Source organism: Allobosea sp. 05T433 (genome assembly GCF_056396065.1).
Genome location: NZ_JBFTKS010000063.1, coordinates 1 through 11,572, shown reverse-complemented (window position 1 = coordinate 11,572; position 11,572 = coordinate 1). Strand labels below are relative to the sequence as shown.

Below are 11,572 nucleotides of genomic sequence, written 5' to 3'. Positions count from 1 at the left end.
TGGGCTGGTCTTTATGTCGGTCTCAACGCCGGCGTGGGCTGGGCTGACTCGGGCGAGATCGCCGTCAACGGGCCGACTGCTGGCTCTTCCAGCGTCCTGAGCGGTGTCGGCGGTGGTGATGGCAGGTTCGTCGGTGGCGGCCAGATCGGATATAACTGGCAGTCCGGCGCGATTGTCTACGGCCTTGAGACCGATATCCAGTATGTCGATACAGGCGGTAGCGTGGCCTGGGGACAATACACATGGTGGGCCGGCAGAGGCGGCGGTGACGGCGCCTATTTCGGCACCGTGCGCGCCCGCATCGGCTATGCCTTCGACCGGACCCTGGTCTACATCACCGGCGGTCTGGCCTATGGCGGCCTGAACACCAACCCGCTGACCGGCAACACGACGAGCAATGCCGGCTGGACCATCGGCGGCGGCGTCGAATACGCCTTCACCAATAACTGGACGGTCAAGCTCGAAGGCCTCTACGTCGATACAGGCGAGGGCCGACGGACCCAGGTCTTCGAAAACCCCGCGGGCGGCGTGCTGCCGGCCGGAACCTATACCGCGGTCAGCAATGGCGGCGGCGGCGCCGGACTCCTGCGCGTTGGCGTGAACTACAAGTTCTGACGCGCGGCGAATGGAACTCCTGCGGTCTTGCTGGAAATTGGCTGGACCGCTGGAGGTCGTTGCAGCGGGCATCGTGTAGGAAGATCACCCGCTGTTTTAACCAAACGTTGCTACGGAGCAATTTCTATCAAAAACGTAGCAACGATATTCGAGGGTCAACAGATGAAGAAGTCGGCTATTCTTGTCGTTTCGTTTGCTTTGCTTGCCGCTGGCGGCTGCGTTGGGTTTGGCAAGGGCAAGGGCAAAGCGCCCCCGCCGGTTGCAACGCCCATCGTCACAAAGGGCTAAATGGTTTGCGCGACGGCTCATTGCCGTCGCGCAAACCCACCACCATCGGGACGGTCCGGTTTTCTGTGCTGTCCAACGTAAGTGATCCCGTCGTACCGCGGCTTACCGCAGTCCTCACCTGCCAGCCCCGGCAACTTCGCTCGCTGACAAAGTTGTGACAGCGGCCACGCACCTAGCGACTCAATACGGCTTGCGCTCCGGAAGGGGCGGTTCATGATGACATCAAGAATTGGCTGATCCCGTCACAATGGTGCATGACAGCTACGGGATCGGCATTTGAGTTCCATCGTTGCGTGGAGAGCGCCTTATGCTTGCGAGGAAACACCTCAGAGCTGTCTGGCTGCGCATAGGGGCCGTGCTTGCTGTTGCCGCGCTTGTCATCGTCCCAATGCTGCTCAAATAAGAGCGCGACCAGCAGGCCACTGGCTCCGGCCGGACCGCGAAGCCGCTCCGCCACTAACTCAACTCTGGGGCCAAGAGTGGATAATTTCTGAGAGAATGGGGCTGAGGGCTGAGGTAAACGAAGCCCCGATTGGCCCGAAGGCGAACCCAGCCAACGTCGGGAATTGGACCGGCTCCGGTTGCCCGAGATGTCGCAAGGAATGGCGGTGATGAGCACGTGCATGGCTTGAACGAACAAGCCGGACATGGCGGACGCATGGTAGGCAGAGGAACCCCAAAAAAAGGAGTAATGCACATGGTCCTCGCCATCTGGTCGTGCGCCGTCGCCGCCCTCGCGCTTGGGGTGGTCATCGTCCGCTGGTTCGCTGGGCGCGCCGACGGCGCAGTTCGTCCGGATCAGCAGCAGCCCTGCTGACGGCGTTGAGCCGGCAAGCCGCGACGTGGCGGCAAGTCGAGTGGCCCGGCGATCCGCGCACCCATCGCCTCTTCCGACGGAGCGAAGCATGATCGAGCATTCCCAGCGCTTCTGGACAGGGTGCCCGACTACGCCCTGACACACTTCGATGGCGGGAGCAGCAGTAGCGCATAGGTCCGACTGGGAGGGTCTCGACGGATGCCAGTACCCCAGCCAGGTATGGGATCTCGCTGACGCCGGCCGGAGCCTCGGCCGTGGCAAGGCTTTCGCCTTTCGGGGCACCACGAACAGCGCGTTCACCGGAGGAGAAAATTCTCTACGAGCTCTGCTGTACCGATCTCGAGCACATTGCCATCCTTGGGGAGGCCATCGCGGAGCAGGCCAATCCGAATTCAACGGCTTGCTTTACTGGTCTCCTCGAGGAGCGCGCTGGTTTCCCGATCTTCCAAGCAGAGCGCGTAAGCTCTCCAACTGAAGGCTGGGAGCGCCTTCAGTGCCGCCTTCTGCAAGCTGTGAGCGGCATGCCGTTTGACCCCCTACGGGCGTGGCCGATTACTTCCCACACGGCGGCACAGGCGACACCCCGCGGAATGTCACTGCGATGCTGGCCCTGGCCGATGCAGCCAATCTCGGTCGGAAGCGGACGCGCCGCGTACCTCGCCTCGGCCGCTCCATCTCGTGGCGCTCTTTTAAGGCCCTTCTCAAGGGGACGATATCCAGAGTTCTAAGTCGACTGGATTGGTCGGGAGAACCGTCGAACTCCCGGCACACGGGCTTTCTGCGAACCCGGCAAATCCTGCTTAACTACGATGCCGCATCGAACGCGCAAATTGTGGATCGCACTGCAAAGTACATTTGAGGTAATTGGCATTCAGTGTCAGTATTTGCCATCGAAATGGTGATACTCGACGTCGTTCCTGCCTTGCGCCGTAGCCGATGCGTTCCTTGCCTATGTCTTCTGGGGGGTTCACGAGGGCGTTCCATGTCGGCTCAAGAACGCGGGCTTGCCCGTCTCATGCTTAGACTTCCCGCGTTCCGCAATCGCTTCGGGCAAATGCAAGTCCTGCAATTTCGCGGCCTCTGCGAGGAGTACGACGTCGTCTGGGAGGTGATCACCCGGTGGTCCCAGGATCAACGCTGCGTGATGTTTAGCTTAGACGATTACTGCCGCCTCGCGACCTCGATCGAGAGCGATGCCATCGCGATAGCCGAGGCTGTTCCGGATCCCGGCACCATCGGCATCCTTGGAGTGTGACAGCCAAACCCGCCAACGCCAGGATGGCGCGCGCGCTTGAGAGGTGAGGGCCGCAGCGGTCGCCCACCAGCCTCTCCGCGACGGAAAGCCTTCGCATCGTCATTGCCGCCACGGGCGGACCGGAGATCAACGCAGCCAGGCACTCCTTTCGGAGGGGCAAGGCATGATCCTGTCCTTGCTTGACCACGACCTCGCCATGCAATGCTTCGACGGCAGGAGCCGGGGTAGCGGTTAAGCAGACACATCTCCAAGGCCCCCCGGCGACCTCCCCAGGTTCGGCCCGGATCAGACGCCGTAGAGCCAATGTCGGCTTCGAGTTTACCTATGAGAGCTTCGGGGTCCCGATGACCGAGTGCTGGCTCAGCGTTGACGAGGACGCCCACGAGCGTGACATCGACAACTGGCACTGATCGCCAATCTCAAATGCGGATCCTTCGGCTAAACGCCCCGTAGGTGCCGCGGTGCCGCAGATCGTAGTGCCGGCGTTGACGCCGGCTGTCATCCTTCGTGTGCACGAAGACAGCCACGACAAGGAGAGCCGAGAGCCCAATGAGGGCGTAAAGCATGGCGGTGACGCTCATTTTTCCCCAGACCCAAAGCAACATAAGCCGCGTTGCAATGATCTCCCGAGTCAAACCCGCTGCCAAGCGGAAAGACCCCGATTACCCCTCGTTATACACTCCCTGATCCCCTGACGGCCCTGAGCATCGGAGGAAACCCGCTGAAATCGCGAGTTTCCTTTCTGGCGCCGGCGGAAAACCCCGGCGTCCGGATTGATGCCTATGATCAGGGCGAACGTGAGGGCGGCTGAGCCGACCACGTCGTGTCATTTGTGCGGGGCGATGCCGGATTGCGTTGCGCCGAACGGATTTGGCCCCAAAGCGGCAGGAGCATCGCGACGCGCTCGCGGTAGCGTCTGTAGTCGTCGCCGAACAGCGCGATCAGGTCGCGCTCTTCCAGCATGATGCCAACCAGTATGTAGGCCGTCGTCCCTGCCGCGAAGAGCAAATGGCCCTGGCTCATGACGGGAGTAGCCCAGAAGGCGATAATGAAGCCGAGATAGATCGGATGCCGAACAAGCTTGTACAGACCCGGCGTCCTGAATTCGGCTTCCGGCATTCTACGGCCGGCGAAACGCACGAATACCTGCTTCAGCCCAAAAAGCTCGAAATGACTGAACATGAAGGTCGAGAGCAGGACGAACAGCCATCCGAACTGGGAGAGCCCGATCAGAGTCGCCGCCAGCGTCGGATTGGTCACGCTCCAGACGCTCTCCGGCAAGGGCCGCCATTGCCACAACAAGAGCGCAAGGGCCGCCGTTGCGAGCAGCACATAGGTTGGCCGCTCCAGCGCCGGATCGATCCAGCCGAGCCACCAGCGTTTGAACCCTGGACGGGCCATGACGCTATGCTGGACCGCAAAGAGCGACAGCAATGCGAAGTTGACCAGGAGGGCCTGCGCCACCGGCGTTGCCGGCCCGTCGTCGATACCCTTCGGCACAAGAAACCCGCCGACGAAACCGATCGCATAAACAAAGGTCAGGAAGAAGAACGCGTATGACAGGAGGCCATAGAGAAGGATCGCGGTCTTGCGCATGGCTGGTACCTCGGTTGACGCGACGTCGCAGTCGGCCGGTGTCGCGGTAAAGCGCGGTGAAGATGTTCGGATATGGCGTGATGTCCGATTGACCTTGGGTCCTTAGCGATCTGTCTCCACAGCGTTGTCCGGCGTGATATTCGACGATCCGCAGTGTGACTGTGATGGAAGTCACATGCAGCAAAGGGACTCCCCCAAGCTCAGGGATGGCGCGGCATGCCTCGATGCTGCCTAGCGGCAAGGCCCGTGGAAGTTGCCGTTTCGCTTGCTGCGCTGGCGCCGGCGCCGAGCGGTTCGGCGAGTTCGCATCTCTCGATCACGACAACTTCGTGCCCATCACGTGCGTCCGAGTTCGTTGCGGGAGCCGCGGTGCATGGTTTCCCCAGACGAGGTCAGGCGATCAGGATCGCGCGGGTCATTGACATTGGTCAGCGTTGGCCTTCGGACGAGGTCTCCGAGGGGGCCGAAATAGGAATAGGGGCGGTTGCCGAGGATAGCGGCGGCATGGATTCCGCCGGCACGATCGCGCCGGCGCAGGTGACGAAGTCAACTGGAACGGTACCGGCACCGGAGCGTTGAACCCTCACGTCGAAGAGAGGAGTCATTGATATGAAGGTATCCGAAGCGATGACCCGAGGGGCTCATATCGCCCGCCCGGACGAGACCTTGCAGGCGGTATCTCGCCGTATGGCCGAAGAGGATATTGGCTTCCTACCCGTCGGCGACGTCGATCGATTGGTCGGCACGATCACCGACCGCGATATTGTTGTGCGGGCTCTTGCCGAGGGGCGTGATGGGTTTGCCCTGGTTCGCGACGTGATGACGCGCGATGTCAAATACTGCTTCGAGGATGAGGAGATGGACCACGTCATCCACAATATGGGGGACAACCAAATCCGACGCCTTCCCGTTGTCGATCGCAACAAGCGGCTCGTCGGCGTGGTCTCGCTTGCTGACGGCGCGCTCAAGGACAGCCCGGAAGCCGCCGGAGACGCCCTAACAGACATCGTGGAGCCTGCAGGGCGCCCAGCGGCATAGTCCGCGGCGATTGTGGTCTAACGAGTGGGAGGGCGTGGAGATGCCGCGGCGAAGCTGGCCTGCTTGCCTCCTACTACGGCTCAGTTGAAGTCCTGAACCGTAGCGGTCTCTTGCGACCTGGTTGGCGCTCGATACGATTGCCATGTTGGCACAGGATTGGTCTCAGGGCCTAGCCAGCGACCTTCTTGCGCGTAGCTCGCTTCGCACGCACGGGCTTCTCGGGAGCGGCCGCCGGAACCGGCTTGGCCTTGCGCCCCAAGCCAGAAGCCTTTGCGAGCTTCGCCCGAGCTTCCGAATAGTTGGGTGCGACCATCGGATAGTCGGAGGGCAGCCCCCATTTTGCGCGATACTGTTCAGGCGTGAGATTGTAGGCCGTGCCCAGATGGCGCCTGAGGGATTTAAATGCCTTGCCATCTTCGAGGCAGATGATGGCGTCCGGCGTGACCGATTTCTTGATCGAAACCGCCGGCACAAGCGCGATAGGTACAGGCGGAGCTTCGGGTTTGGCTCCGAGCTGCGTGAGAGCGGAATGAGTGCTCGAAATTAGCGCAACAAGGTCCGCGGGAGGAACGTTGTTGTGGGCGACGTAGGCCGAAACAACCATTACCGTTAGATCAACTACATTGTCATTTTCTTCGCGCATGGTTCTTCCTTAAATAAAAGCCTGCTTTAACCGCGTACCTGACCTATGTTCTCCCCAAAATGCAATGTTCATTTCGTGGCTGAGCGGTCATCGAACGTGTTCTTTCGATAGCAATCGCGGTTCACGGCTAGATGAAGCAATTCGGAGGAGGAGATGACCGTCATTTACAATGCCGCCTTGCATAATTCGGATTCTACCCTACGCTTTGGTGGGACGCGTCACTAAAGCTATGGAAACCAATATGGCGACTGGAACGGTCAAGTGGTATAACGAAACCAAGGGTTATGGGTTCATTACGCCGGATGCCGGAGGTAAAGATGTCTTCGTCCATGCAACGGCCTTGGAGCGGGCTGGTCTTCGAGGGTTAGCAGAAGGTCAGAAGATTACGTATGACGTTGAAGCGGACCGCCGCAGTGGCAAAGAATCTGCGGCTAATCTTAAGGTCTGAGATATCAAGCCGCCCACATCAGTGGGCGGATTTTCTTTTGACGAATCGTCCAATTTCTAAGGGCCATCATGCAGCCCGCGAGCGCATCCGCCTTTGCTGACCAAGGCCCATCTTCTTGGCAAGTTGCGACCGAGCCTCGGCATAGACTGGGGCTACCATCGGATAGTCCGGGGAAAGGCCCCACATCTTCCGATAGTCGTCGGGAGTAAGATTGTAAGCCGTCCGCAGATGACGCTTGAGACTCTTGAACCTCCGTCCATCATTCAGGCAGATCAGATAATCTGGCGCGATTGATTTCTTTATTGAAACGGCGGGCTCGCGCTTCTCTTCAACGGGAGCGGCAACCTCAGGCGACACCAGCTTCCCTAGCGATTGGTGGACCTTCGCGATCAAGTCCGGCAGTTCAGTTGCGGGCACCGAGTTGTGACTTACGAAAGCCGAAACAATATCCGATGTTAATTCGACGAAATTCGGAGTTCCAGTGTCCTGATCCATGTCTGGTATCCTTCACGCTAAATTTCTGAGCTCTCCACTCGCGTTCTGAGTGACTACGAAAACGAAGAACGATTACGATACATCTCGTGTCGCTAGGTCATAAATTCAATACAGCGATCGGTTCATATTTGCCTTGGGATCAGTCCGAAGTATGGCGGGCTGCTGAGCCGAGACACGCTAGAGGCTTCTGCCCGGAAACTCGCACGGTACACTCGACCGCAGCAGGCAAAACACGAACTCAACGGCTCGGGGCTTCACATCGAGAGCCTTGGACGCCATTCGCTCAGGCTCCGGAAACGCGAATTACACGAATGTCCTAGAGTTAGATCTGATGTTAAGTGATGCCTTTAGAGATATTTCGATTTTCGAAGCATTTACAAAAAGCGGTGGCTACGCAAACATCCGGGTCGGCCTGGGGAGGTAGTACGGGGTTCTAAAACCATGCCGGAGCGTTTGATTGCTATCGTCGACGATCATCCACTGCTGATGGAGGGTATTGGTGCGCTGCTGAAGCGTTGGGGCGGTTTCACCCTCGCCGCGACAGGAAATGTCGCGGACGACATCGTGTCGATCGCCAAAAGCCACCACCCCGATCAGATGATTGTCGATCTCAACATGGCGGGAGATGTTTTTCAGGCAATCTCAGATGCGTTGAAGTTAGCTCCCGAGACGAAGATCATTGTGTTCACAGCCTCGATAAATGCGGATGATGCAATCAGGGCCTTGGATATTGGGGCCAGGGGCTATGTCCTGAAGGGGAGCCCCGGAGAGGATCTCTTCCAGGCTCTAGGGGCGACGCAGCAGGGCGATGTGTATGTTACACCAGCCTTTGCAACCAAGGTAATTGGTGCCTTGCAGGATAAGGCTCTGCAACGACAGAAGGCGATCAGCAACAGACTAAGCGTTCGGGAGGAGCAGATCGTAAAATTGCTCCTACTCGGGAAGAAGAACAGCGAGATCGCCCATGAGTTGTCGCTCAGCGATAAGACCGTCAAGGGCTACATGACCAATTTGATGGCGAAGCTGAACGCCCGCAATCGTCTTGAGGTCGTCATTACGGCTCAGAAGCTGAATGCTGCAGCAGATATTCCGGGCACAAGACGATAGGAAACGTGGCGTCCATGTTGCCGCCAGCGGCTGGATTTGGCGTCACGGTTGCTTGCGAGAATGCGCCATGGCCGACTTGGCCCCTGCTTCAAAGCCCACGCCTTTTGTGATGGCGTGCGCCAGATCGGAGCCAAGGCTCTTCACAGCAAGGACTAACCAAAAAGGGCAATCCAGCCCTAACGATATAGGAAGTAGGGATCGCGGCCCATTCGAATTGAAGCCTGCACTGGAGGTGCAGCGACAATGGGGRTTCGATCGGCAATTCGCCCTACCAGTTTGATGAATCTAAGCTGGAGGTGTGTGAGGCGACGGTGATCCAGTTCCAACGTCTCGCGCAGTTTCGGGGGAATAAGCTCGAAAGAGGCACGGATCATGATGCGTTGTATCGGACGCAAAGGCCTCGCGATGAGCGGCGCGTGCATCATTAAAGCCAGGAATTCTTCAATGACATCCGCGTGCGTCAGCGTGGGCTCGTAACCATGCGGCGTAGGCCGCAGTACGGCTATTTCGGGTCGTCCGATCTTGTGAGCAGGTGAGGATTGGCTTTGTAGATTTCGGCGAGGCCTTTGAGCATCTCGATGCCGAAGTCTGTGAACGCCATGACGCTGTCATCGCCTGGCCCATAGACCCAGACCACGCCGTCCTCCTGGTCCATTTCATTGGCCACGTCCCACAGCCAGTCCTCGTCCTCACCGAGCATTTCGGCGACGCGGGCAATGGTATGGACATGGTGGACCTTGTTAACCGGGGCCAATGTCAGGCCGCCGCCGCAGCGATGGCGGATGCTTTGGGCATCCAGTTCCAGGGCAGCAAGTCGTCGATCCGATGAGCTGGATGCGTGGCGATCCTGGCCAGAACGTCGGCGAGCCAGGCCTGAGGATCGACGTCGTTCATCTTGGCCGTGACGATGAGGCTGTACATGGCGGCAGCGCGTTGACCTCCCCGGTCTGACCCGCAGAACATCCATGATTTTCTTCCAAGAGCGATGCCGCGCAGCGCGCGCTCGGCTGCATTGTTCGACAAACACACCCGCCCGTCATCCAGGAACAGGGTGAAGGCTGCCCAGCGCTTGAGGATATAATCGATGGCCCTGGCGAGGTCGTGGCCGCGGGAGAGCTTGGCACGCTGTTCGCGCATGTAGACCGCAAGCGCATCGACAAGCGGCTTGCTCAGGTCCTGGCGAACTGTCCTGCGCTCCTGCGCACTCTTGCCGTTGATCGGCCGCTCGATCTCGAACAGGGCGTCGATGCGGCGCACGACCTCGACCGCAAGGGGAGAGAGGGCGATCGTCTTCTTGCCCGCAGCCTGCCGCCGGGCGTTCTCCTCAAGATCGGCCATGGCGAAGAACGGGCGCCTGGCGTGAACCCAGCACCCTGCTTCCAGGATCCGCCCGGGACTTCGCTCAGGCAGATAGAGCTGGCGATACCCATCGAAGGCGTCGGCCTGGAACAGCCCGGTATATCCGGCCAGATGGGTTTGGGGATGCTCGCCCTTGCGGTCGCGGGAGTAATAGAACATCGCCGCCGGCGGCGATGCCCCACCGAACGGCCTGTCATCGCGGACGTAGACCCAACATCGTCCAGTATCGGTCTTGCCTTTGGCCAGAACCGGCACGGTGGTGTCATCGCCATGCAGGCGTTCAGCCGCCATGACATGCGCTTCAACCCGCCTCAGAACCGGGTCGAGTGCCGCGCAGCCCGACCCCACGGCGTCGGCCATGGTCGAGAGGCTGACCGGTACGCCTTCCAGGGCATAGCGCTCGGCCTGTCGGTTCAAGGGCTGATGCTGGCCGAACTTCTCGAACAGGATCATCGCCAGCAGGTTGGCGCCGGCCCATCCCCTGGGGATCACGTGGAAGGGGCCCGGCGCCTGGCTGACCTTCTCGCAATCCCGGCAGGTGAACTTCTCCCGCACGGTTTCGATCACCTTCCATTGGCGGGGGACCGCTTCCAGAGTCCGGGTTACATCCTCGCCCAGCTTGCGCAGTCGGGTTCCGCCACAGCAGTCGCATGCCGTCGGAGGATCGATCACCACACGCTCGCGCGGCAGGTGATCGGGGAAGGTGTTCCGTTCGGGGCGCTTGCGGGTGAACCCTGCCACAACCGTGGCCTTGGCCACGGCAATTTCCGCAGCCAGCTCATCCTCGGTGGCACTCGCTTCCAGTTCCTCGAACTGCAGCGCCAACTGGTCGATGAGCCGTTGCGACCGTTCGGAGCGAGGGCCGTAGATCTGCCGCTCCAGCTTGGCGATCCGCAACTTTTGATGGGCGATCAAGGCCAGATCTTCGGACGCCTTCGCGCGCGCCACCGCCAGGTCCGCGGCCACGTCCCGCGTCTTCACGCGCTCGATCGTCAGCGCCGCTTTCAGCGCGTTGATATCGTCCGGCAGGTCGGCAAGAGCGGCGTCCACGACAAGAAGTGAATCATGAATCCCACCCGCTGACTCCTAAAAAATGAAGCGTCCCGACCTTATCCGGCGCTGCTTGGCCGCCAGCTGTGCCGCGGGTTCCGCCAGTCGATACCGTCGAGCATATAGGCCAGCTGCGACGCCGAGATTGCGACCACGCCGTCGGCCGGCGACGGCCAGATAAAGCGGCCCTTCTCCAGCCGCTTCGCATAGAGCGACATGCCCAGGCCGTCGTGCCAAAGGATCTTGATCAGATCGCCCCTGGCGCCTCTGAAGACGTACAAATCGCCAGCGTGCGGGTCCCGGCCCAGCGCCTCCTGAACCTGAAGCGCCAGCCCCGTCATCCCCCGGCGCATGTCGGTCCGGCCGACCGACAACCACACCCGCACGTTCGACGGAACCGGGATCATCGCCGCCCAATGACAGCGACCACGCGGGCCAAGGCTGCACCATCGACGCTCGCATCGACGAGGATGCGCACGTCGTCAATGATGATTTCCATACGTCCGGCTCCAGCCGAACAAGCCGACCGCTCCAGCGCCGCAGCCGCCTCCGGGACAATGATCGCCGCCGCGAAGCCTGGCTCGTCTATCTCCGATAGGCGGCCTGCACGGGCCAGCTTGCGCCAGGCGAAAAGCTGGCTGCTCGACAGTCCATGCCGCCGAGCCGTCGAAGATGCCGCTCGGTGACCAGAATAACTCTCCGCGACGATCCGGAGCTTCTCTTCCGGCGTCCACCGCCGCCGCGATCCCGTCGTGATCACTTCAAGCCGAGAGAGCTTCGGCATAGGCGTATGACTATCCATACGCCTATTTCTTCACTCAGCACGCGCCACCGCAAGGCGGCCCACGCCGAAGGGCTACG

At 60.3% G+C, this 11,572-nt stretch carries 13 protein-coding genes; 5 read left to right on the top strand and 8 right to left on the bottom strand.

Annotated features, from left to right (window positions below):
- Positions 1-615 (top strand): outer membrane protein (locus tag AC1DGP_RS34340; protein ID WP_476833211.1); only part of this gene is annotated, 615 nt, incomplete at its 5' end.
- Between the two features lie 499 nt (positions 616-1,114).
- Here AC1DGP_RS34340 and AC1DGP_RS34335 read toward each other — a convergent pair.
- On the bottom strand, positions 1,115-1,552 hold the full coding sequence (locus AC1DGP_RS34335) for a hypothetical protein (protein WP_476833210.1): 438 nt from the start codon (positions 1,550-1,552) through the stop codon (positions 1,115-1,117).
- Positions 1,553-2,702: 1,150 nt separating this feature from the next.
- Here AC1DGP_RS34335 and AC1DGP_RS34330 point away from each other — a divergent pair.
- Complete coding sequence (locus AC1DGP_RS34330) at positions 2,703-2,975, top strand: hypothetical protein (protein ID WP_476833209.1); 273 nt, start codon at positions 2,703-2,705, stop codon at positions 2,973-2,975.
- A gap of 786 nt (positions 2,976-3,761) precedes the next feature.
- Here AC1DGP_RS34330 and mddA read toward each other — a convergent pair.
- Positions 3,762-4,571 carry a methanethiol S-methyltransferase gene (gene mddA, locus AC1DGP_RS34325; RefSeq protein ID WP_476770901.1) on the bottom strand — a complete coding sequence of 270 codons (810 nt, stop codon included), beginning with the start codon at positions 4,569-4,571 and terminating at the stop codon, positions 3,762-3,764.
- Positions 4,572-5,180: 609 nt separating this feature from the next.
- Here mddA and AC1DGP_RS34320 point away from each other — a divergent pair.
- Positions 5,181-5,609 carry a CBS domain-containing protein gene (locus AC1DGP_RS34320; protein ID WP_476833208.1) on the top strand — a complete coding sequence of 143 codons (429 nt, stop codon included), beginning with the start codon at positions 5,181-5,183 and terminating at the stop codon, positions 5,607-5,609.
- 169 nt (positions 5,610-5,778) lie between these two features.
- Here AC1DGP_RS34320 and AC1DGP_RS34315 read toward each other — a convergent pair whose 3' ends face one another.
- Positions 5,779-6,252 carry a Ros/MucR family transcriptional regulator gene (locus tag AC1DGP_RS34315; protein WP_441509065.1) on the bottom strand — a complete coding sequence of 158 codons (474 nt, stop codon included), beginning with the start codon at positions 6,250-6,252 and terminating at the stop codon, positions 5,779-5,781.
- Positions 6,253-6,493: 241 nt separating this feature from the next.
- Here AC1DGP_RS34315 and AC1DGP_RS34310 point away from each other — a divergent pair, with 241 nt between their 5' ends.
- Entirely contained in the window at positions 6,494-6,700 is a 207-nt protein-coding gene (locus AC1DGP_RS34310; protein ID WP_476771008.1) for a cold-shock protein, read from the top strand.
- A 66-nt stretch (positions 6,701-6,766) separates the two neighbouring features.
- Here AC1DGP_RS34310 and AC1DGP_RS34305 read toward each other — a convergent pair whose 3' ends face one another.
- Entirely contained in the window at positions 6,767-7,195 is a 429-nt protein-coding gene (locus tag AC1DGP_RS34305; protein WP_476771007.1) for a Ros/MucR family transcriptional regulator, read from the bottom strand.
- A gap of 441 nt (positions 7,196-7,636) precedes the next feature.
- On the opposite strand from AC1DGP_RS34305, the gene AC1DGP_RS34300 reads away from it, so the two are divergent.
- The gene (locus AC1DGP_RS34300; RefSeq protein WP_476833207.1) at positions 7,637-8,302 is read left to right on the top strand and encodes a LuxR C-terminal-related transcriptional regulator; all 666 of its coding nucleotides are present in this window, start codon (positions 7,637-7,639) and stop codon (positions 8,300-8,302) included.
- Between the two features lie 502 nt (positions 8,303-8,804).
- Here AC1DGP_RS34300 and AC1DGP_RS34295 read toward each other — a convergent pair.
- From AC1DGP_RS34295 to tnpA, 4 genes are read right to left on the bottom strand one after another with little or no spacing between them, the layout of a single operon-like run.
- The gene (locus AC1DGP_RS34295; protein ID WP_476833212.1) at positions 8,805-9,002 is read right to left on the bottom strand and encodes a hypothetical protein; all 198 of its coding nucleotides are present in this window, start codon (positions 9,000-9,002) and stop codon (positions 8,805-8,807) included.
- A gap of 56 nt (positions 9,003-9,058) precedes the next feature.
- Positions 9,059-10,711: an IS66 family transposase gene (tnpC, locus tag AC1DGP_RS34290; protein WP_476833206.1), complete on the bottom strand. Its 1,653-nt coding sequence runs from the start codon at positions 10,709-10,711 to the stop codon at positions 9,059-9,061.
- A gap of 59 nt (positions 10,712-10,770) precedes the next feature.
- The gene (tnpB, locus tag AC1DGP_RS34285) at positions 10,771-11,118 is read right to left on the bottom strand and encodes an IS66 family insertion sequence element accessory protein TnpB (protein WP_441493345.1); all 348 of its coding nucleotides are present in this window, start codon (positions 11,116-11,118) and stop codon (positions 10,771-10,773) included.
- The gene (gene tnpA, locus AC1DGP_RS34280) at positions 11,115-11,495 is read right to left on the bottom strand and encodes an IS66-like element accessory protein TnpA (RefSeq protein WP_441493346.1); all 381 of its coding nucleotides are present in this window, start codon (positions 11,493-11,495) and stop codon (positions 11,115-11,117) included. The genes tnpB and tnpA overlap by 4 nt, the downstream gene beginning before the upstream one ends.
- Positions 11,496-11,572 lie beyond the last annotated feature (77 nt).